This window comes from Paraburkholderia phymatum (assembly GCF_038900715.1).
Taxonomy (GTDB): domain Bacteria; phylum Pseudomonadota; class Gammaproteobacteria; order Burkholderiales; family Burkholderiaceae; genus Paraburkholderia; species Paraburkholderia phymatum_A.
In genome coordinates, this window is sequence record NZ_JAYMRZ010000005.1 from 13,752 (window position 1) to 35,360 (window position 21,609).

General features: G+C 58.7%; 19 protein-coding genes and 3 tRNA genes. 7 read left to right on the forward strand and 15 right to left on the reverse strand.

Features of this window, described 5'->3' with window-relative positions:
• Nucleotides 1-38: 38 nt before the first annotated feature.
• Entirely contained in the window at nucleotides 39-881 is an 843-nt protein-coding gene (locus tag VSR68_RS11045; RefSeq protein ID WP_342939883.1) for a tyrosine-type recombinase/integrase, read from the reverse strand.
• 137 nt (nucleotides 882-1,018) lie between these two features.
• On the opposite strand from VSR68_RS11045, the gene VSR68_RS11050 reads away from it, so the two are divergent.
• Nucleotides 1,019-1,969, forward strand: a complete 951-nt coding sequence (locus VSR68_RS11050) for a site-specific integrase (RefSeq protein ID WP_342939884.1) — start codon at nucleotides 1,019-1,021, stop codon at nucleotides 1,967-1,969.
• Nucleotides 1,970-3,389: 1,420 nt separating this feature from the next.
• Here VSR68_RS11050 and VSR68_RS11060 read toward each other — a convergent pair.
• Nucleotides 3,390-3,716 carry a hypothetical protein gene (locus tag VSR68_RS11060; protein WP_342939885.1) on the reverse strand — a complete coding sequence of 109 codons (327 nt, stop codon included), beginning with the start codon at nucleotides 3,714-3,716 and terminating at the stop codon, nucleotides 3,390-3,392.
• Between the two features lie 1,102 nt (nucleotides 3,717-4,818).
• On the opposite strand from VSR68_RS11060, the gene VSR68_RS11065 reads away from it, so the two are divergent.
• From VSR68_RS11065 to VSR68_RS11080, 5 genes are all read left to right on the forward strand, one after another.
• Nucleotides 4,819-7,647 (forward strand): DUF4214 domain-containing protein, encoded by a 2,829-nt coding sequence (locus tag VSR68_RS11065; RefSeq protein ID WP_342939886.1) that lies wholly within the window; start codon nucleotides 4,819-4,821, stop codon nucleotides 7,645-7,647.
• 107 nt (nucleotides 7,648-7,754) lie between these two features.
• Nucleotides 7,755-7,916, forward strand: coding sequence for a hypothetical protein (locus VSR68_RS11070; RefSeq protein WP_342939887.1), 162 nt, complete (start codon nucleotides 7,755-7,757; stop codon nucleotides 7,914-7,916).
• Between the two features lie 35 nt (nucleotides 7,917-7,951).
• Nucleotides 7,952-8,128 (forward strand): hypothetical protein, encoded by a 177-nt coding sequence (locus VSR68_RS11075; RefSeq protein ID WP_342939888.1) that lies wholly within the window; start codon nucleotides 7,952-7,954, stop codon nucleotides 8,126-8,128.
• A gap of 168 nt (nucleotides 8,129-8,296) precedes the next feature.
• Nucleotides 8,297-8,545, forward strand: a complete 249-nt coding sequence (locus tag VSR68_RS42810) for a hypothetical protein (protein WP_428983495.1) — start codon at nucleotides 8,297-8,299, stop codon at nucleotides 8,543-8,545.
• Nucleotides 8,546-9,056: 511 nt separating this feature from the next.
• Nucleotides 9,057-10,199 carry a S8 family serine peptidase gene (locus VSR68_RS11080; RefSeq protein ID WP_342939889.1) on the forward strand — a complete coding sequence of 381 codons (1,143 nt, stop codon included), beginning with the start codon at nucleotides 9,057-9,059 and terminating at the stop codon, nucleotides 10,197-10,199.
• 119 nt (nucleotides 10,200-10,318) lie between these two features.
• On the opposite strand, the gene VSR68_RS11085 is transcribed toward VSR68_RS11080, so the two are convergent.
• From VSR68_RS11085 to VSR68_RS11110, 6 genes are all read right to left on the reverse strand, one after another.
• Nucleotides 10,319-10,393, reverse strand: a tRNA-Thr gene (locus VSR68_RS11085).
• 22 nt (nucleotides 10,394-10,415) lie between these two features.
• Nucleotides 10,416-10,491: transfer RNA gene (locus VSR68_RS11090), tRNA-Gly, on the reverse strand.
• A gap of 6 nt (nucleotides 10,492-10,497) precedes the next feature.
• Nucleotides 10,498-10,573 (reverse strand) — tRNA-Asn (locus VSR68_RS11095).
• A gap of 143 nt (nucleotides 10,574-10,716) precedes the next feature.
• Nucleotides 10,717-11,463 (reverse strand): DUF1796 family putative cysteine peptidase, encoded by a 747-nt coding sequence (locus tag VSR68_RS11100; RefSeq protein ID WP_342939890.1) that lies wholly within the window; start codon nucleotides 11,461-11,463, stop codon nucleotides 10,717-10,719.
• A gap of 418 nt (nucleotides 11,464-11,881) precedes the next feature.
• Complete coding sequence (locus tag VSR68_RS11105; protein ID WP_342939891.1) at nucleotides 11,882-12,163, reverse strand: hypothetical protein; 282 nt, start codon at nucleotides 12,161-12,163, stop codon at nucleotides 11,882-11,884.
• Between the two features lie 201 nt (nucleotides 12,164-12,364).
• Nucleotides 12,365-15,349: a beta strand repeat-containing protein gene (locus VSR68_RS11110; protein ID WP_342939892.1), complete on the reverse strand. Its 2,985-nt coding sequence runs from the start codon at nucleotides 15,347-15,349 to the stop codon at nucleotides 12,365-12,367.
• A gap of 594 nt (nucleotides 15,350-15,943) precedes the next feature.
• On the opposite strand from VSR68_RS11110, the gene VSR68_RS11115 reads away from it, so the two are divergent.
• On the forward strand, nucleotides 15,944-16,834 hold the full coding sequence (locus VSR68_RS11115) for a tyrosine-type recombinase/integrase (RefSeq protein WP_342939893.1): 891 nt from the start codon (nucleotides 15,944-15,946) through the stop codon (nucleotides 16,832-16,834).
• A gap of 306 nt (nucleotides 16,835-17,140) precedes the next feature.
• Here VSR68_RS11115 and VSR68_RS11120 read toward each other — a convergent pair whose 3' ends face one another.
• The 7 genes from VSR68_RS11120 to VSR68_RS11150 all read right to left on the reverse strand — a co-directional run bounded on the left by VSR68_RS11120 (nucleotide 17,141) and on the right by VSR68_RS11150 (nucleotide 21,608).
• The gene (locus tag VSR68_RS11120) at nucleotides 17,141-17,725 is read right to left on the reverse strand and encodes a hypothetical protein (protein WP_342939894.1); all 585 of its coding nucleotides are present in this window, start codon (nucleotides 17,723-17,725) and stop codon (nucleotides 17,141-17,143) included.
• The gene (locus tag VSR68_RS11125) at nucleotides 17,722-18,204 is read right to left on the reverse strand and encodes a glycoside hydrolase family 108 protein (RefSeq protein ID WP_342939895.1); all 483 of its coding nucleotides are present in this window, start codon (nucleotides 18,202-18,204) and stop codon (nucleotides 17,722-17,724) included. Before VSR68_RS11125 ends, VSR68_RS11120 begins: the two co-directional genes overlap by 4 nt.
• A complete protein-coding gene (locus VSR68_RS11130; protein WP_342939896.1) occupies nucleotides 18,197-18,409 on the reverse strand; it encodes a holin in 213 nt (70 codons plus the stop codon). The genes VSR68_RS11125 and VSR68_RS11130 overlap by 8 nt, the downstream gene beginning before the upstream one ends.
• A 151-nt stretch (nucleotides 18,410-18,560) precedes the next feature.
• Complete coding sequence (locus tag VSR68_RS11135) at nucleotides 18,561-18,779, reverse strand: hypothetical protein (protein WP_342939897.1); 219 nt, start codon at nucleotides 18,777-18,779, stop codon at nucleotides 18,561-18,563.
• Complete coding sequence (locus VSR68_RS11140) at nucleotides 18,776-19,333, reverse strand: hypothetical protein (protein ID WP_342939898.1); 558 nt, start codon at nucleotides 19,331-19,333, stop codon at nucleotides 18,776-18,778. Before VSR68_RS11140 ends, VSR68_RS11135 begins: the two co-directional genes overlap by 4 nt.
• A 2-nt stretch (nucleotides 19,334-19,335) precedes the next feature.
• Nucleotides 19,336-20,757 (reverse strand): hypothetical protein, encoded by a 1,422-nt coding sequence (locus VSR68_RS11145; RefSeq protein WP_342939899.1) that lies wholly within the window; start codon nucleotides 20,755-20,757, stop codon nucleotides 19,336-19,338.
• Nucleotides 20,757-21,608: a hypothetical protein gene (locus VSR68_RS11150; RefSeq protein ID WP_342939900.1), complete on the reverse strand. Its 852-nt coding sequence runs from the start codon at nucleotides 21,606-21,608 to the stop codon at nucleotides 20,757-20,759. The genes VSR68_RS11145 and VSR68_RS11150 overlap by 1 nt, the downstream gene beginning before the upstream one ends.
• Nucleotide 21,609: the final 1 nt, after the last annotated feature.

The window sequence follows — 21,609 nt, forward strand, 5'->3', positions numbered from 1 at the left end:
TGCAGTTCGCAATGCCTCGCAAGAGGTCAGGGGTTGCTTCAAGATACCAGTACGTATGCGTGACGTTCCCGTGACCAAGGTACGTGGAGAGTGCGACCATATATATGCTTCGTTATGCGGTCACGGCCGTCGGGGCAGTTCTCGAGTGCCCTCACCGCAAATGTATGCCTTAATGATTGTGGGGTTGGGCGAGGTCGCTCTGGAGCACAAGGTAAACCGGCTTCTTTCGCCGCAAAGTCGAACGCCATCTCGACCGTCTTTACGCCCAGAGGTCTCCTCCACACCGAAACAAAGACGTGGTTGTCAAACGGGGCGTAAGAGCGCCGCTGCTCGATGTAGCTGTTCAGCGCTGAACGACATGTTTCGTGGATCGGAATAACACGACTTTTTCTGAATTTCGTATTCCTGATCAGTAATCCATCTGGCGTGATATCCTCATAAAGGAGTCGGATGGCTTCCGACAGGCGAAGTCCGGTGCATGCCAACAGCCCAAACAACGTGCCGTATGTTTTCCCGCGTAGCGGATGAGAACCTTGCTGAAGTGCGGCGTGAATGAGTTTTCGAACCGCATCCTCAGACATAATATACGGCACCGGCCGAGGACCTTTTTCGCTTCCGAATACGGCGGCGGGAACTTCGTGACGCATATCCTCAGCCCGAGCATAGCGCGCGAAGCGCCTGACGTGACCAAGTCGGCGCGCACGCTGATGGACTGATTTCCCTTGCGCGGCCCACGCCACAGCGGTTTCATTGCGGACATGATTCACGGACACGGAATCAGAGAACGCGGCGAAGCTCCGTAGGTAGCTGCCTTCAGACTTGAAGGCGAACCCGCACGCGCGCCGCATTTCAATATACGACTCTACTAGGTCGGCTAGCATGATTGCGTCTCCGGCCACGGCTGGGCTATCTTTTGCAACTCAGGCAAATCGACCTTGGCAAGTCTGGCGTACCTGACGCCCGACGAGTTTAAGCAGCTATATTGTTCAACTGACGCAACCGAGGCCATTCTCCAAGATTGAAATGGCCCGAAGAAATCAGGCAGGTCACTCGCATTCGAAAAACCAAAATTCTCCCTCCGGGAATTTCTGCCAAAGCAGCAGACGAGCTAGCGCGCAAATGGGAAAACGAGCAATACGAGATAGCCGCGGGTGCGCGCAAGCTCGTTGTGACCATCGGCGAGTGCGTGATGGCGCACTTCGCCGACAAGAGCGCAGGTTGGAAGGACACCAAGAAGCGAATGCAGATCCTCGAAAAGTGGGCGCCTGAATTTGCCGAGCAGGACGCGCTTGATCTGCACGAGTGGTCAAAGACGTTCGTCGGCTATCTGCGGGCATCGACGGACCATCGTGGCGTCGTAAAGCACCCGCTGACGGATGGTGCGATCCGGAACATCCTCGCGTACATTCGCGCGGCGATCAAATACGCGCACAAGGTCGGCAGGCTGGAAATCGACCAGACCGCGCGCATGGTGATTCCTGGCGTCAACAATGAGCGCCACCATTACCCGCAGCGTCGGGAGAGGCTGGAGATCGCTCGCGCGTGTGAAGACCGTGAGGTCCGAGCTGCCATCCGGATTGCGTTTTACTCGGGCATGCGCCGCGGCGAGATCCTGCGCGCCAAGGTAACGCGAGCCGGCTATTCGCTCGACGACTCGAAGAACGGTCGGCCACGCATCATCCCGATCCACCCGCGGATTGCCGTGCTCGCCCGCCGCGTGCGGTTCACGATACCTGTCTGGAAGTTCGAGGACGGCTGGCAGGCGGCTCGCGTGTCGGCAGGGTATCCGACCACGAAGTTTCACGATCTACGGCACGGCGCCGCGTCAGAAATGATCGACGCCGGCATCGATCTGTTCACGGTTGGCGGGGTGCTCGGCCACAAATCAACGGTGTCAACGAAGCGCTATTCGCACCTGGTAACTGGCCGCCTGGCAGACGCCGTCGCGCGGATCGGGCAAGAGAGGTAAGAGGTCGGAATCAGGTTTCGGGCAGAAAAACCCACACCCCTGATTTAGCGGCCGCCCGAGGAAATTCTCGGGAGCCTTATGGGGCTTGGTGGGCCGGGTGGGATTCGAACCCAGAAAATGGGGGTAGCAAGGGGATTGACGGGGCACGCAACTTCATATTTATCAAAGACTTAACTCCGCACACTCCCCTCCGATACCCGCTATTGTCCCTAGGATTGTCCCCGAACACAAACGGCGCATTCTCGCGTCGGCGCTAGCATTGCTCAATCGGGGTAACGCTCACTAGGAAACCAGCTCTACTGGTGCCCCTTGTCAAACGAGTGCCGAACGCCACGCCGTACGCCACATTGTGTTCCGGTTACACCTAAATCTTATTGACACCTCGGTCGAGGGTGATAACCTACAACCGAGCAATGAAGGAGGCCCGAGCTCTATGCGAACAAGGGCCTCAGTGTCATCAGTGATGGGTGTAAGCCATCATGGCGTACACCACCGCAGCAGCGGCGTAAATCCACGACATCGCCAGACAGTAATTGCTCAAGGCAATCTCCCGATCTAGGGTTTAAGGGAACGCGGTTCGTCTGTCTGCCCGCCAAGACTTTCAGACGAACCGCGCTTTCTTTTTAAGGCGCGCCGAATGCATGCCTCTCACTCATCCTAAGGCAACTTAAATTTTTTTTCACGAACTACGTTGTGAAAATCGCGCCACAGCTAGCGCCCAGCCCCACTCGCTTGATGACGCTAATTCGCTCACCTACAATCATTGCCCACACCTCGCGAGAATCTTCACCAGCGCTGCTGCATTGCATCTTCCGGGCCTTCCCTACGCTTGTCTTCCACATGCATGTTTCACATGCGGCATCGCGTGGCGTCCTGCACTTTTCCGCACCGTTGCAAACGCTCGTGTAGCACGCTGTCTGCCTGACCACACTGCTGCGACACATCACTTTGTCTCACGCGTGCCTGAGCGATCGACTTCGCCGCGCCGCGGCATGGGTATGTTTGCGACGACAGTTCAGCCGCTGTGTTACATGTTTTGCACCCGCGCAAGCGCACATTCCTGCCGGTCGTCAGCGCGTGCGCCAAATCGTTCAACGCAATCGCACGACCGGCAAGCGATTAGTCGAGCAGCGTCGTCTGCTCCGGGCCATCCTCCGACTGCTGTTTTGATCTTCGCGGAGGCAACGGGAACGGCTCAGCGTGCATCGCGTCGGCCGGATAGAGGTTCAAGAACGAGCGCGCCCCGTCGGTCGAGCGGCAGGACAGCCAGTCGCCATACTGCGTCGGTGGCACGATGACGACAGAGCGCTTTTTTCGTCGCCCGGCTTGTGGAAGCGTTTCATCAGCGGAAGGGAATGATACGCGTAAGATTTTTATGCGTACCATTGCCCCCTTGCTGCTTAATTAATTTCAGATGAAATTAGAATTTGATTTTCTTCAAATGGCACATTCCGGTAGCTGTCCTGTCCTGCTCCTTGGTTAAGAAATTATATGCGCCATCGGAATATTTGAATTCCCCCGTCTCCCTATCAATGGAGATGTAAGCTTTCGCCTCTCCATTAACACCCTTCATAAAGTATTGGCTACCCCGTTGCTGCATATTTCCAATCGGAATATCATATTCTTTGCCAGCTTTGAAAATTCCGGTATCAGATTTATCAATGGCACACGTGAGCACGGATTGTTGCGCGTACGCCGCTGAAAAAATCGAACCAAATACGACCACGATGAAAGTTTTTTTAATCATTTTTAAGACTTAATTGATTTAAAAATAATCCGCTAAAGAGGCAGGCGAAAACTGCCCCTTCGGAGCAACGCCCATAGCCGCGGTTGCGCAAGCTCATTGTTATACGGCTGAAAGGTCGATAACTTTAGAGGCACATGTCCTTGGGTTGGTGACGTTGGGGAACAATAGCGTCGGACCGGAAAACGGAAATTGTGAGACAGACCTGGATCGGGGCGGGCGGCTGGATTGCAGTGGGACGCTGAATGGCGCAAACGGGGTCGGCTGTAGCCCTTGACCGAAGGCTCAAGTCTCGCAACCGCACGACAAGCGTTCCAGCCTCATCAATTCCGTTTCCCTGCAACAGCAACAGCCCGGAGCCCTTGCGGATTATGATCGGCTAGAGCACTGTATTTTTATACAGTATCGCCATCCCATGTCTACCCTCTCCAATCCCTACGGATCGAAGCGTCCGTGCCGCGAATGCGAGCATTGGGGCGGCACCGTGGACGGAACGTCGCACGCCGTTTGTCTGCGTGGAAACCGAGTTCAGGTGCACGCGGATGGTGAGTCCAGGACAGTGTCACCAATGGCGTCATGTCCTTCCTTCATGCCCCAGTCGAAACCAGTGTTCACTGGTGGCGGGAATTTCATATTCAGCGCGCCGACCGGGAGCATAGCGCTGATGCGGTCGGCCATGCCGAAGCGGTGGTGAAGCGCGGCGGTCCTTAACCCAACCCGCTCTGCCCTGCCCACATCGTTCCGGAGAACGGGCGCGCGAAGTGACGTCACAGGTCAATCGCACTATCTCTGTCGAAGGATGCCCGCACCCCGTGGGCCTGCGATGACACGTCCGTCCTTCGCCTACTGCGTTTTCTGCGGCCAGATAGTGAATGTCCGGCGCGGCGCCTGACAACTTTTTCAATTTGTGACTTTCGTCACAAGCAAATTTCCTGCAAAGGCCTTACATTGGTGGCGGAAAGATTTACCTAGATCGTTATGAAATTTATATCGGTCTATTTCTTTCTTTAATTGCGCACCTCCCGGGGCATGGAAGCTTGTTGGGGAATGGCGTCAAGCCAAGACCTGACGGGCAATAACATAAAATACAAAGGACAAATTGGCCGTGGCTACACAAGCATCTCTTGATCAGATCCAGCAACTCTACATCGCGTATTACGGCCGTCCGGCAGACTCTGGTGGTTTGAACTACTGGGCAACGACACTTGACGCAAATAACGGAAACCTGAGCCGCATCGTTGATGCATTTGCCAACTCTGCCGAATCCACCGCATTGTACGGGGCCAACTCGTCTGCCGAAAGTCTGGTCACCGCGATCTACCAGAATGTGCTGCACCGAGCGCCTGAAGCAGGCGGTTTGGAGTTCTATGCCAAAGCGCTTGCGAGCGGACAGATCTCGGCCGGAAACCTCGCGCTCGCCGTTCTTAACGGTGTGCAGAACGTAGACGTTGCCACCGTCCAGAACGAACTGGCCGTAGCGAACGAGTTCACAGCGCAAGCGGCCGATTACGGCGGTGACACGGCGGCAGCAATCGGTCGCACTTTCCTTTTGCAGGTCTCCAGCGATAGCGCCGCGAACGATACCCTTCTCTCGCACGTCACGTCCTACATTAATGCCGCGTCAGCGGCGACCAGCAATCCGTCGCAGTTCGACGGAAAGATTTCAGGCGGTGTGCTGACCGATACCACGGTTGTGGATCAGTATGCGTCGGGCACGACGCCTTCGACGGGCGGTGACACGGGCGGCTCGACCGGCGGCGACACGGGCGGCTCGACCGGCGGCGACACGGGCGGCTCGACCGGCGGTGACACGGGCGGCTCGACCGGCGGCGACACGGGCGGCGACACGGGCGGCTCGACCGGCGGCGACACGGGCGGCTCGACCGGCGGTGACACGGGCGGCTCGACCGGCGGCGACACGGGCTTCAATATGTCCGTCGACTCCAGCTCCCATTTGATCAGCTTTTCCAATCCGTCCGGTACGGTCACGATCACCAGCATCACGCCGGGCACCACAAACACAGGCGATCGCACCATTACCGCCACCAGTGGCGGTGTGACGACGAGCGTAACCGTGCAGGGTGACGCGAGCCACCATGTTGTCCTGGAGGGCTTTGCTGTTTCCAGCGCCCAAAGCATCACGATCTCGGACCAACTGGTCAACGACTGGAACGTTAGCGGTGCGGGTAATGTCCATGTGACCAGTAGCAACGTTGCAGGAACCTATGATCTCACCAGCATCGCAGTTACGGGTGCATTGACGATCGATCCGGACACGAGTGCTACCTTCGTGCTGACCGTGGCGCAAGCCGACAACGCAAACTTGGGCATGTCGCAGCATTATGAAATCGCCGACACGCTGGCGCACCTTGAAGGTGCGGCAGCGGGCGTGGTGTCGCGCGCAGACAGCTACAGCCTGACCGATACGTCGACTGATCTGGGTGCATTGTCGGTGACCAATGCGGACCTCGTGCATCTCGCGTCGAACCACGCCAGCTACACCTACGCAGTGAGCGACACGGCGTCAGCGCTGTATAACGCGCTCAACGCCTCGGACGCAACCCTGAACGGGGCAGCACTGACGGCCAACGACGCAACGGCCGCAGTGCTGAGTGTTGTGCAGGCGGATGCGCTGGTCAGCCACGACGTCACATTCACCAACGGTTACGCGGTGTCGGACACGGCGGCTCATCTGGCCGACGCGCTGATCGCCAATGACGCGGCGCTGAGCGGCGCAGAGGTCAACCTGTCGGCCAGCGACACGTCGGCGGCGACGCTGAGCGTTGTCCAGGCCGATGCACTGCACACCGCAAACGTCACGGTCACGCCGGGCTACACGGTGAACGACACGGCGGCTCATCTGGCCGACGCGCTGATCGCCAATGACGCGGCGCTGAGCGGCGCAGAGGTCAACCTGTCGGCCAGCGACACGTCGGCGGCGACGCTGAGCGTTGACCAGGTTGATGCGTTGCACGCAGCTCAAGTTCAGGTTGCAGCAGGATATATGGTGATAGCGGCCAGCACGTCGCTGGCCGACTACGACGCAGCTGTGACGGCGATCGGTAGCGACGCAGACGCGACGGTGGCGTTTGCTTCGGGTACGACGGCGGTGCCCATGAGCGCGGCTGACTATGGGCATCCAGCCTACGTCTCGGCATTACAAAACGCTGGCTACTCGATCAACATAGAGTTGACCCAAAACTATACGGATCCTGGCACCACCCTTAACGAAGGAAATGTCACATTGACGTTGGGTGAATCTGTTACGGCCGTTGACCTGAGCGCATCGATCCCCACCACCCATGGGTTCACGATCGATGCTAGCGCCACTGGTAGCAGTTCAATCGTCGGCTCCAGCGAGGACGACATCATCACGGCAGGAAGTGGGGCGAACGTTATCTCCGGTGGAGTCGGCGCGGATACCATCAATTTAGCGGCCACGCACGACACCCAGACGCTCGTCTTTGACGCTGGATTGGATTCGACGCCCAGTCGCTACGATGTGGTGACCAACTTCACGGCAACGGCAACGGGCGACGCGCTGCAGTTCCACCGAGGAGATGTTCCTGATGACATCGCGATCATCGCGCCTGGGCCATTTAGTGGGCTTGTTCTCGCGCAAGGTAGCCTGACGACATCGGTAGATAGCAATGGGATCCTTTCATTCGCCAAGAGTTCAGACTCGACGTCAGTCGCAATTAGCGCTACGACAACCGATCTTTCCGATGGTCACAACACAATTTCTGTTGCGGATGTATTGTCGTTCCTAGACTCGGCTCAAATTCCTGGCAAGGCAGTCGCCTTCACTAACGGAACAAACTCGTACGTGGTCGAATCGAGCGCCAACAACTTTATGAACGCAGTGGAATTAGTTGGCGTTCAGGTCAAGGGCATAGCAGCAACGGGCGACACGATTCATGTTCTCGGTGCCTAAGTAATCTCACGGGCAGCTAGGGTTAATCGCATGCCCCGTCCCCGGGAAGGGCGGGGCGATCCATATCCGGCCGCGCCATTTCGGACACGCAGACGCGTAAGCAGCAGGTGCAGACCATCCTACTGACGCAGGACCAGGCGCAGGAACTCATCCCGACACTCAACACTGCCCTGCGCGAACTGGAACTGCAACGCAGCGCGTCGCTGGCGCGAGCCACTGAAGGCGAAGGCGTAGTGGATGGAAGGGACGACTCGCTGTTTCGGGGCTGACCGTTTTCATCGTCCCTATCCCCCTCATACGCGATATGTACAGCTCCAACCGGAAGCAGTTGATTGACTACGAGGTGCGCCTACTGGCGCTATGGAAGACTAACTCGATTCTCATCGAGACACTAAAAGCCATTCAGGGGAGCCTGTCACCGGACGACGTGCAGCAGCGTGCCATTCTCAATCGCATTGAGTTGGTGCTCGAACAAATTTGAGTCATCCTCTAGCAGCACCAGGCCCGTGACAGAAGGCACTACTTTGCGCCCGAATCGACCCCAATGGAGTCTATACGCTCACGCTTGAGCCGGACCAGGCGCGGCAGCTTATCCGGGACCTGAGCACAGCCGTCCTCGCATCGGACCTGAAAGGCATCGCTGAGGGGCGTGAGGGAGGAAGACGGCTCGCTTCGATACGTTGGCGACGTCGAAGCGCACGTGTCGCCGCGCCAGACAGCGGCGCTACAGGCGCGCATCAAGCCGATCGCGCAATCGCCGTTCGCGAAGACGCCGAGGCGAAACGCGATATGGATTCAGCCCGAGATTGTCGTCCAGGTGAGATTCCTAGAATGGACGCCGACGGGTAGCATCCGGCATGAGATGTTCGAAAAGATCGACACAGCCCACAACATGTAAAAGCAGAATACAGGCTTTGGTCTGTTTTCACGCGGCAGGCTTCAATAGTTCCGCAGCCAATCTCTCAAGCCGCTCAACCACTAGATCGATCGAGTGTGATCGGCGAAAAGCCGCCAGGCCACTTCGATGTATCGATCATCTCGGAGCCGGTCGACGTCAACCAGATCATCGGACACGGTCGGTGCAGCCAATCTCCGAGACGCGGGTAATTCATCCATGTCGCGTCCATTGCTGACGATCACCAGCCCCGCCAGCTCGCGCGCGAACTTCTGATAGTAGGCGCCGTTCGCACCATTCAGCGGCTCGACACACCAATTTTCAACTACGGTGACGGCGGGACGTCACGACGCAATCGGACACCAACTCAAGGTGCCCGCTGGCGATCTCAGCAATGGGCAGAGTGTGCCCTTCAATACATACGCCGCGGGCAACTCGTGGGTACTCTACCTTCGCCTCTCGGTCTTGTCCTCAGGTAACGCCTATAGCTACCCTATCAAACTGGAGTCACCTTATGAATGTCGCCAACTACGCGCTTATCGATGACATCCAGAACACAGCTGGCGAGCACCATGCCGACATGGTGACGGCGACTATAAACAACTACATATCCCAGTATGGTTTCTCGCCGAATCAGACACAGGCTTTTCAGTTCCCCAATTCGTGGAGTACAGAAGCCACCCAGATCAATTCCGATGTAGCCTCCATTACGTCGCCCGTTGTCAACAATAGCTGGGCGGATCTGGCTGCCTCGCATTCGCCGAACGCGTGGTTAACTAACGGCACTGACGTATATAACGCGTTGGAAGACGCATTCCTGAACGGCAAGACAATGGTCTTTGCCGCTGGCAATGAAGGCGCGAGTAGGCCGAATACAGTGTCGTTTGAGGCATCAACGCCATTCGTGATCAGCGTGAGCGCGATGGATGTGGACCCTAACGGCCACGAGCAATTGGCGTCGTATAGCAGCGCCAATCCAGCCATGACGAATTACGTCACCCTCGGCACTGTCGCGAATTACTCGCAAAACCCTACCGCCATCGGCACGTCATTCGCCGCGCCGCGTATCGCGGCACTAATATCCATGCTCGATGCCGAGTATGGCGGCCAGCTTACGCAGTCCGACATTCATACGATTCTTGATCAGGGCAGCATCGGCGAGAACCTGTCGCAAGAAAACCAGCCAAATATGTCGACGTATGTCTACCACGTCATTGACGACACAACCTTAGGCAACATCCTGCACATGCAGTACACGCCAGGCGAATGCACGCTACGCATGGAAGTATCGGGTCTCTATAACTTGCTTCTTGATCGCGTAGCTGACACGGGCGGCCTGAATTTCTATACCAATCTCGCCGCGACGCAAGGACTCGGCGTTGTTGGCACCCAATTGAAGGGTAGCCCCGAGTACCAAACAGCGTCCACCCACACCATTAATCAAGTCAGTCTCATGGAAGATGTGCAGGCCATGTATCACGTCTTCCTTGGCCGAGAATCGGATGATGGCGGTTTGGCTTGGTGGGTGGATCACATCGCGCACGACAACGCGCCGACCAATCAGCAAATCTCGATCACCGGTCAGCACATCGATATTAGCCATTACGAACAAGCGTTCGTCGCCGCAGCCGGTCAGCATCTCCCGTCGTGGTTCTAGTCGGATGCGAGAACCGACAGACAAGTCAAGCGCTCTATCAAATGAGCTGATGGGGAAAATACCGCTGCGGCAACTGTATCGCAACCCGGACAAGCGCAGCAGCCGACGTCTGGAAGTGATGGTGCCCATGGGCAGGATCGAACTGCCGACCTCTCCCTTACCAAGGGAGTGCTCTACCACTGAGCCACATGGGCATCTCTTTTCACGCGCTGCACCTGGAGCGGGAGACGAGTCTCGAACTCGCGACCTCAACCTTGGCAAGGTTGCGCTCTACCAACTGAGCTACTCCCGCGGCATTTGGCTCCCCGACCTGGGCTCGAACCAGGGACCTACGGATTAACAGTCCGGCGCTCTACCGACTGAGCTATCGGGGATCAAGGTCTTATCGACCGGAGCCGGATTGTACAGCTTTTCGGTGTAAGTCGATATTTGTTTACTGAGCATTCTTGAAGTTCTTGATGCTCATCGCCGGACCGATAGGCGCTCATGATCTCTGCGCAGAGAACGGCTTTCCTGCTCAGGCCGTCACGGCGCGCGCCGATGCCTCTTGAGCCCCGCGAAGCGCAATGCGGTTTCGCTCGAACATCTCGGCCCAGCCTTGAGGCGACACCATATAGTCGGTGCAATCGCCGTACTCGATGATCGAGTCGCTGAAGATCTCCGAGCCTCTATACGAAAATGCACCGAAACCAGGCTTGTTCGTCGCGAACAGGTCGAACTGCGTGCGTGGCAAAAGCGCGGAAAGCGCGCGTTGAATTTCCATGCATTGATCGGGTTGAATGTCGCCGTAATCGCCATTCAAATACGCCGGATCGTTGCCGCATCTGTTTCGGACGAACAACACCTTTTTGCCGTCTAGTTCGTTCACGAACCGATCGGCGCGTCGGGCGTATTTCTTTCTCAATTCCGCGAGCTGTTTTTCGACATCGCCCACAATCACTCGACCGTCTTCATCTCTCGCGAAATCGTGGTGATACATGAGATTGAACCGCGTGTCGACGACGGTCCCGCGGTCCGCAGGAATAGACAAATTCGACGGCTCGAAAAGACCACTGAATCGCGCATCGAGAACATCGAGCAGCGCATGGAAGGGCGTCATCCACCAATCGAACGGATAAGCCTTTCCCGTCTTGAAGTGATGGCGGATATTCCAGGTCACTTCGCAATTCGAGCCAATGCTGATGACCCGGTCATATGGTCTGTCGGGCGGACTCTTTCGGCCAAACACGGCAATTCTTTCGAGGAATTTTAGCTTTGCTTGCATGAATGTCTCGGCGGCAATGCAATATCGTTCGTCGCGGAATGCAACTCAAGGGTGTGCTCGCGGACTTTTCACTCTTCGTGCGTGCCTGGACACGGGCGCGCTTGCCTTCGCACAATCCCTCAGCGATGCCTTTTCAGGTCCGATGCGAGGACGGCTGCGCTCAGGTCCCGGATAAGCTGCCGCGCCTGTTCCGGCTCAAGCGCGAACGTATAGACGCCATTGAGCTCGCTGGGACTGTCGGCAGCGACGCGTAGTGCAATGCTTTCGGCCGTTGACTCGGTGTCCCATGTCTGTATCGGCATTGGCCAGTTGCAAAGCTCGTTCATGAGATGTGAGTCGCGTGAATCACAAACTGGTGCCTTGTGTCATTCGTTTAACGGGGACGATAAACAATCGGCGGGAAAACCGAACGTGCCCCTCAGTTTCGAGACAGCGAATAGTCCCAATGGTCCGCTACAGCTTCGCCCTCTGCTGCGCGCGCAAGCGACGCGCTGCGTTGCAATTCCAGCTCGCGCAATGCCGCGTTGAGAGTCGAGATGAGTTCCTGCGCCTGGTCATGGGTCAGCAGGATGGTCTGCACCTGCTGCTCACGCGTCTGCGTGTCCGAGATTGCGCGGCCGGACAGCCGGATATTCGACTGACCGTAGGTCGATTCAGCCTGGATATTCCAGCGGCCTGTAGGAATGAGTAATCGCTGCACGATGTTTCGCCCGAATACATCGGGTCTTGTTGGGTTGAACGTATCTTGAAAAAAGGGAGATCAACTGCGCAACACGGGCGCGGAAAACTTTGCTTAGTTATCCAAGAAAGCAGAAACCCCATCCCCTTGTGAGGGACGGGGTAACCAGCCTAAACGTCGTGTCCTGACTCGCTCAAGGGAAGCGGGCCGTGACCCTCCGTTTTAGGCAAACGTGATGTGACCGCCTGCAGTGACCGCTGCGTGCGAAAGGTCGACAACACCAGCAATCTTGACAACCGCGCTGTCGCTAGCGTCGGCAGCTGCGCCATTGCTTTCAACGTACGTGTTGCCAGCATACTGGAACCACGTGACGGTGTTAGCAGCGCCGTGAGCCGCGAATACTGCCTGGTCGAAGGTCTGGGCGGCAGCAACCGAAGTAGCCGCACCCAGAGCGCCAACGGCGTTTGTCACCGTAGCGAAACTGAGAGTCTCGCCATGCAACGCACCGTTCAGCGTCAGGACGTTGCCGTTCGTATTCGCCGACGTTGCCGACGCACTCGCTTGATAGAGCAAGCCGTCCGTGACGTTGGCCGTGCCGCTACCGAACGTAACGGAATCTGCGATGCTGTGCGTTCCCGCCACATTGCTCACTGCAACCGTCACACCAGTACCCGAACCCAACGTAGCCGAGTTGTTGACCCCGCCCAAGTTCAACACGTCTGCACCAGCGGAGGCCGCGTCATTGATGCTCGCGCCCTTGCCGTCGATAGTCAGCGTGTTAAACAGCGTCGAAGCAGTTGCACCTTCGACAATCACGCCATTAGCAGCATGGTTGATGATGGTGTCGCCACCGATACCACCCTTGATGGTCAGTCCAGCGTACGACACGACATTGTCGCCGGCACCCGAATTAGCACCTGCGGTGATGTGCAGCGCGCCAGTAGCAGCCGAACCATCAATCGTGGTCAACGACGAAGCAGTCGTGCCGCTCTGCGGCATGCTTGCGTTGTTCACAGCCGTCGTAACGCCGCCCAGCGTGAACTGATTCGAACCCGTGATGGTGACCGTCGTCAGGTGGTTGTCCGTTTCGGTGAGGGCCGTCAGCGAGTTCACAGCACCCTTGACGCCCGCAGAACTCAGCACAATCGACGTATCGCCGGTCGACGTCAGCGAGTCGATGTTGACACCATTCGTGTGCGCCTTCAACGCATCAGCAAAATTCACGGTCAGCGTGCCCGTGCCGCTAGCGTGCGACAGAACCAGGTCGTTGGTACCAACCGCAGCAAGCGCATCAACCGTATCCGTCACGGTCACGTTGTCGCCGAGGTTCAGCAACGTAGCTACGCCGTTCGTCGTTGCCGAGCTGATGGAAACGCCAGAAATGATGGAACCCGTCATCAGCGATGCGTCCAGCGAGCCGTTGCCTGCACCCGAGCCAAAGCCCGATACGTCGAGCACCTGGAAGTCCTTGATGCCAGCAGCGTTGCCTGCATTAACCAACGATGCCGAGATGGTGTTCGTACCGCCAACGCCGCCATCGACCGTGACACCCGAGCCAATCGAGCCGCCTGCACCAACCAGCAAGGTATTGTTACCTGCGCCCAGATTGATGGAGCCACCCGAAGCCGACGTCAGCGCTGCCTTGAGCGTAATGACGTCGTTGCCCGAACCACCGGTCAGCACTGCGCTCGCTGCGGAGTCGGTGAGAGTAACACCGCCGCTATTGCCCGACAGGTCAATCTTGGCCAGAGTCGTGGCAGTACCGAAGCCCGTCAGGTCAGCGACGACCGCTCCCGAACCCGTCACCGTCAGCGACTTCGCGTTCGCTGCGTTCAGCACCACGTCATCCTTGCCGGTAGCTGCCAGCGTAACAGCCGTTGCGTTTGCATCGGCAATCGTGACCGCAGCCGCGACGCCGGTTGCATCGTAACCCGCGTTCGATGCGGTCAGGTTCAGCGTGTGGCCACCGACAGTCGCGTTGTTGACCGTGACGGTTTGCGCCGCCGTCAGATTCTCTACCGTGACGTTCGTCAAGCCGTTACCCGTCAGGGATGCGCCGGCTGCCGTTCCGTTCAAGGTGACCGACGTCAGGGTGGTGCCTTTGCCGTCAGCCGCTGCCGCACTGGCTGCCGTCACGCTACCGTTGTTGACCACGACCGCGCCGGCCGTCTTGTTCGCCGTAACGCTCGTCAGGCCGGCACCGTTGATGTCTGCCGACGCGCCGTTATTGAGCGTAACCGCCGTGCCACCAACAATCTTCGTGACATCGCCAGCCGTCACAGTCAAGTTCAGCGCGGTGGTATCCGCAACTTTGACATTAGCAGCGTTGGTAAGGTTAGCGTCGGCAGCAACCAGGTTGGCCGTCGTCAGGCCGGCTTGGCCGCTCAGGTCGAATGCCGTTGCCCCACCCAATGCGCCGTTGGTCGTGATGTTGTCGGTTTGGATACCCGAAATCGAAATACCAGTGGGCAGCGTGAAGGCCGGGGCGGCCGCCGTGCCAGCAGCAGTATCAGCAATGTTCAGTACGTTGCCGGTGCCGGTACCCTTGATTACATCCAAACCACCCAGAACTTGCGACGTCGCGGTGTTGGTCGCGTTAACAACGCCGTTGCCCGAGACCGTGACGTTATCCACACCCGTAGTGAGCGTAACCGTCTGGCCAACCGTGCCATCGCCGATATGAGCAACCGTCGTCGACAGGTTCGCTGCTGCGGCAGTTGCCGAAGCCGTATCCGTCACGCCAGCCACTGCTGCCCGTGCGTTGTTCGAGGCGGCCGTGCCCGAGTATGCGACTTGAGCAGCAGTCGATTGACTGACTTGGCTCGTGAACGCGTCAGCGTACGTCAGCTTTGCTGCGAGTTCGGTCGCGTCGGTACCCGTTGCGCCGTTATAGATGTTCAGAGCGACCGAAGCCAGCGAGAACGTGCCGTTGTTGATGCCTTGAACGTAGAAGTTCAGACCGGCGACGTCAGCGTCACGACCAAACAGCGTATGGTAGATCGCGTTGACTTGAGCTTGCGTATTCGAGCCAGCGTAGAGCGCGGTCGATTCAGTCGAATTGCCGAACGCGTTGATGATGACATTGATGTTGCCACCAGCCTTGTCCAGCTGCGTCGCCCAGTAATCCTGGCCTGCCGGATCCGCGGGACGGCCATAGTAGGCGATATAAGCCTGTTGAATCTGTTCGTAGTATTGTGCTGCAGCCATTTCTAGCTCCGAAAATTATTTATACACGTGTTTGCGTCATCAAATGACTGGTCTCCGCGCTGACCAAGACCTCCCGGGCCGGCGCGCCTTTCACATCCAACGCGAACGCATTTTCAGATGACTTTCTAGGCTGTATTGTGATCGGGCTCACAAAACCACATATATAGCTCGGTCGAATGTTGGATTCACAACTGTCCAATTCAGATTTCCGTGTTTAAGCCACCGAAAATCCCGAGTACGCAAACCGCTTTTCCGCCTTGAGTTGACCTGCCGAGACAAGCGCAAGCAGCGGAGCTGCAAAATACCGGATGCGGAAAGGAAGGTTCAGCGAGTCCGAGAGCGTCCGTGGGGACATCGGGCCAATCGCTCGTCAACGGCGAGGGCCAGGTCAGGCTGAGGCAGGAGGGCCGCCAGTTCCAGATGGTGGGGCCAGGGAACCGGCGGTTTACATCGGCGCTACTCTATGGCTGCTCACAGTACTGCGAGCACCGCGATGTTAGCGCTGAAACCAAATCGTTTATGTGACGAGCATCACAATAAAATCACCAAAGAATCTGTACCTTTCGCCTCGCCCCGCTCAAAAGCCTTGCAAAGATGCAGATCGACTTACCGCCTTCTTCCCAGACGCTTCTCGGAAAGCGCACCCTCAGAGATGTCATCAATCGGTATACCGATGAATTTATCCCGCGAAAGCGGGCGGCCGTGTCGATTTCGAAAACGCTGCACGAGATCGGACTGAGCTGCGCGTTTCTGGGTGACCCGCTTGAACGCTTATCGGTCGAATTAATTTCGGAGTGGCTTACGCAGCGTCTATCCGGCATAGCCACGTCCCACGCCACTTACGAACTGAATTTAATAACCGCGCTGCTCGAGGTCGCTCGCGCTGAGTGGGGCTGGATCCAGAATAACCCGGCGCTACTGATCGCGCGCCCGCGCATTCCTGCTAACGACCGAAAGACACCGATCCCGCGCCGAGTGTCAGACCTTGAGATCCAGACTATCTGCGAAGCGCTGGGATACACAGACGGATCGATGGCAGCGAGCGCATCGCAATATACGGCAGTTGCGTTCTTGCTTTCGATCGAGACCGGAATGCGGAAGAATGAGGCCCGCGCCCTCCGATGGTCCGACGTGTTTCTGGACGAGGGCTACATCAGCATCCAGGGAACAGAAATAGAGGAAATCCGCAAGATCCCGCTCTCAAAAAAGGCTAGCGCACTGTTTTCTCAACTCTTCAGATTCGAAGACGACGAGCGCTGCATACCTCTGGAACAACACTTCGCCAGTAAGACTTGGACCATAGCCAAAAAGACTGCGGTGCGAAAGCTGCCGTCGCTCGAGGATCTCAAGTTTAGTGATTCGCGAGATGAAGCCACGGCCCGGATGGCGAAGAACTTTAGCATCCTCTCGCTGTCGAGAATTCTTGACCACGCGAATCTGCCGACGCTTGTCCCCTACTACCTCAAGCCTGAAGTCCAATCCTGAGGACCAAAGCGCGCCATCGGCCGGGCGTTGACCTAGGCGCGGAGCACGTGAGCGTCGCCAAAAGTCGTCGGGCGCGAAGCCCGACGAAAAACGTGCGACCGGGGGAGGGTCGCAACGCTGAGAGGCCTCCATTATTGTCGCTGGCGAGCACGCCGGTTGTGATGGGGATCACGCTCCAAATAAATCAACCTACTTCATCTAGCGCTCGACGAAACCCTGATCCTGCAACACACGCACATAAGCCCGCAACGCCTTGAGCTTCTCGATCTCGCGCTGATCATCACCCGCTACTTCTGCAACGGCGGCTCAGCCCCGGTTATCGGTCGTGACCGCTGGGTTCGCCTGCATCTTCCCTCGGAAGTAGCTGGCGATGCCGAGTACTGGCGCCATCGTGCCCATCACCGCCGCTTCGGATCCGAGCATGCTGGGGATATAGCCGAGGACGGCCGGGTCGACGCGCGCGAACATCACGCCGATGTATGCCCCCGCAACCGTCAAGCCCGCGAGCACCGCAAGCAACCCGAAGCAGAAACCGACGAACGGACGCCAGCTGTAAGTGGGCCAGTGATCGGCCCTCGCCTCGGTCTGCATCGTCTGGTTGACAGCCTGCGTGTCAGCGGTGTCGGCGGCCAATTCGGCCTTCGTGACGTCGGCACTGATCTGCGCGAGCTGCGCCTGCTGGTCGAGCACTGCCTTTTGAAACTGCATCGACAGGTTCGGATCTGCCTGGATCGCGGCGAGCGCCGCGTCAGGCGCGGATTGACCTGTAACGGTCTGGGCAATACCGACGACATGCTTGGCGACGTCTTCGGCCTTCGAGCCGCCGAGCCAACCGGCGATCATCGGCGCGAATTGAGCGAGCGCCATCGCAATAGGGATCAGCGGCATCATGCAGCTCCTTTCCAAAGGTTGTTTGCAATTCGGTTCGCCCACCCTTTGCCGAAATTCAGCCAGGTCTTGAGCGATGTGAAATAGCGAATACGTAGCGAATTCCATCGCATCATGAACTTGAGCGGATCGGTCGCCTGCACCGCGGCGATAGTGGCGGGCCCGATAAGACCATCAACCTTCGCGCCGGCGGCGCCCTGCATCCATATCACCGGATGTCCGCCGTTGTAGTTCGCGTCGAAGATCTGGAAGGCAACACGCGGATCGAGTTCGTCGAGGCGAAGCGGATCCCAGTAAAGCTTCTTGGCAATCGACTTTGCTGTGTCGCGCGGCAGTTCGCGCATCGCACCGGTGTAGCCAGATGCTCGAGCAACGCGCGCCGTGACGCCCCACATCGTTTCGCCGCCCGGGTCTGCCGCATTGTTCGAATAGCCGCCTTCATTACCGATCAGCACGTCGAAAGCATCATCAAAGCTAGCCATGGTGCTCCTCCAGCTCGTGCAGCCGCGCGTCTGACTCGCGCTGCTCACGTTGATCCTTGCGCCACATGAAAAAGGCGTTAAGCGCGAACGTGAGAATCGCTGTCGCGATACCGACGATCACGCCAATGTCGGTTAGCGTCAGCGATGACCCGAGCGCTACACCACTGCCGGCATAGCTCGCTGCTTCAGTCGGACTGATTCGCATGAGTCTCCAAGAAACGAAAAAGCCGCCTTGCGGCGGCCAGTTGCACGAATATTGGTGAGCCTTTACAGGATCAGTGAGGCAGCGTTGCGTTAGCCAGGCAATGCCCCTTCTGCATCATCAGGAAGTCGATGCACGGCGCGACGATCTTCGCTCAGCGCTTGCCCTCGATCAGCGCATTGCCGGTGCGCTCGGAGATCGTCTGCGTGGCGGGGCCGCCAAACAGCGCATTGCCGCACTCGTCATAAGCGATCGCCATGCACTTCGCGCGCGACGCGGAGCCGAACGCCGCCTGCACGAACATCGCGACAAGCAGGATCGGCGTGACGATCGCGCACATAAGCCAGAGGCCGAAGAGTTGCAGTCGGCTCATGGGTTGCTCCACACGATGGCTTGCACGGATGCGATGCTCGACGCTTCGTCGATCTGCTCGGCGAGCTGCTGGTTCTTCGTCAGGCATGCGAGAATCGCCGACTTGCCGTCGCGGCCGGCTTGCTGGATCTGCGCGGCCGTGTGCGGCAGATAGGCCCACACGCCATCGGCATCGGCGCACCAGAACGGCGTGGTCCAGTCAGCCGCGAGACCCGGCAGCAGCGACGCGACGACCGAGGCGTTCAGGTTCTGCTGGTCGGTGAACTTCGCCGGATAGTGGTGCGTCGCGCCGAGCGCCGACGATTCGAAGCCGGCAAGAATGGTGTCCTGGCACACCCGTGAGACGACGGCCTTCTGCGCGACCTTCGCGGCGTCGAGGTCGGGCCCCGGCATCGCACGCACCTCCCACGCACCGCCCGACCAGTACGCAGCCTGCCCATCTGTGATGGCCGGCGGCGCTACGTCCGTACCGGGCGGAACCGGCGCGTGTTCGTCCTCAATTTCGAAGGGCCCGGCATAGGCAAGGTCGGCACCCCATGTGTAGATCGTCGTCACGTTCACAGCCCCGTCTTGATATAGGTTGGAATGCCCTGCGGATTCATCAGGGAGGGAACGGCAAACTGGGTGGCCGCGTTGTACGAATACGCAGACATGGTTGCTGCATTGGTACTGCCATTCGACACAGCGACGAACAGGCCATTGCCATACGTCACCGACGACCAGTTCGCGGCAACCGGCATCCCGCGCTGCGTCCACGTGATGCCGTCGGGCGAGGTCGCGGCGACGCTGCTGCTGCCTCCCGATACCGCCATGAACACGCCATTGCCACAGGTGACGGACGCCCAGCTTGCCGTCGCGGGCAACGCGCGTTGCGTCCATGTGATGCCATCCGGCGAGACGGCGGCACTCGCGCCACTGTTCGGCAGCGCAACGAACACGCCATTGCCGAAGGTCACCGACGTCCAGGCTGTCGTCACGGGCATCGTACGCTGCGTCCATGTGATGCCATCGGGTGAGGTCGCAGCGATGTTGGTGCTGGTACTCGAAACGGCGACGAACAGACCATTGCCATAGGTCACCGACCACCAGTTCGAGCTTGTCGGCAGGACGCGCTGCGTCCATGTGATGCCGTCCGCCGAGGTCGCGGCGATGTTGCCGGACGCCGCTACCGCGACGAACACGCCATTTCCATATGTCACCGACGACCAGGATGTCACCGCTGGCAGCGTGCGCTGTGTCCATGTGATGCCATCCGGCGACGTCGCGGCGGTGGTGCCGGCGGTGCTCACCACCGCCACGAACACACCATTGCCATATGCCACGGACGCCCAGTTTGCGTTCACCGGTAGCGTGCGCGCGGTCCACGTAATGCCGTCGGGCGAGGTCGCGGCGGCGTTGCTGCCGGCACCCGCCACCGCCACGAATACGCCATTGCCACAGGTGACGGCCGTCCAGGGCGCGCTGGACGGCAACGTGCGCGGGATCACCGGTGCGTTTGGCGTCGACAGCAGGCCGAGTTTTGCATACAGCGCCGGATAGCTCGACTGCAGATAGACCGACCCGTCGCACTTCAGCCACGCAGGGGACGTCGGCGTGTTGGCCGTGGTGATCGTGTCGCCGGTATTGAACGTGGCCGGCAGCTGCGCCCATAGAACGCCAGACGCATCAGGCTTTACCGTCAGCACTGCGTTCGCCTTGCCAATCAGCGAAGGCATGCCGGCTGCGGCCTGAGCGGCAGCCGCATAGGTCTGCGCGTTCGTCGCCGACGCCGCTGCGTTGTCGGCCTGCGTGGCGGCCGAACTGACGACCGAGTTCCCCTGCGCGATGAACCAGTTCACGATATTGATGATGTTCGTGAACATCGGCAGCAGCCGCGTGCGGAATCCGCCGTTAGCGAGGCCAGTCGCCGGGTTGCTGTCGTCGGTGACGGTCGAGCCATCGCCACCGACGTTGGCCGGAAAGGTAACTTGATTCGTCATCAGGACGTTTCCTCAATTTCAAACGCGTTGTTATTGATGTTTCGCAGTACGGCAGTAATCGGGTTCAGCGCGCGCATGCGGCCAACGAACGATTGCCGGATCAGGTTCATGGCGTCGCCCGGGTCCCATGCAACGAGCAGTTCGCCGTCGACGCCGAGCTTGCGCTGCATCTCGAAGACCTGCGTCTTTGCCTCGATGTCGCTCAGCAGGTCGAGCGAGAACTTCTCGACGCGACGCGGCGCCTTGCGATCGAAGTACGGCGTGCCGCCGAGCGAGCGCTTGACGGCCGTGTCCGTCTCCCAGCCGATCGTTGCGCCGTAGCTCATGTTCGTCGCTGGTTGCCAGCCCGACGACACGAAGAGCCGCCCGAACTGCAGATAACCTGCGGCGTTGTTCGCGTCGCTGAACATCACCTTTAGATAACGCGCGAGCACAATTGCCGGAAGCAGGTCGATCAGGATTCCGGGGTATCCCGCGCGATCGTCTTCGGAGATCGTGGACTCCCACCAGTTGTCGTCTTCCCACTCCAGCGCGCCGAACGGATAGACGACGGGCCATGCGACCATCCAGCCGGAGTCGTATTTCGTCGTTGCGAAGGTCGGATCGTCGCCCATCAGCACGCGCCACTGACCCTGCGTGCTCATGTTGTGACTCACGAGCGAGACCACCTGCAGCTTGCGATCCCTGCCGAAGTCGACGGTGAACTGTGTATTGGCAGCGGCACAGTCCGTCGTGCGCGCGACGCGCGCGAGCCGCCGGTCCTGCAAGTTTGTGACGGGCGCCTGCCAGCCGCCACCCGCGAGCGTCGCGCCGTCTGTCAGATTCGGAAATGCCAGTAAGACGTTTGCCACG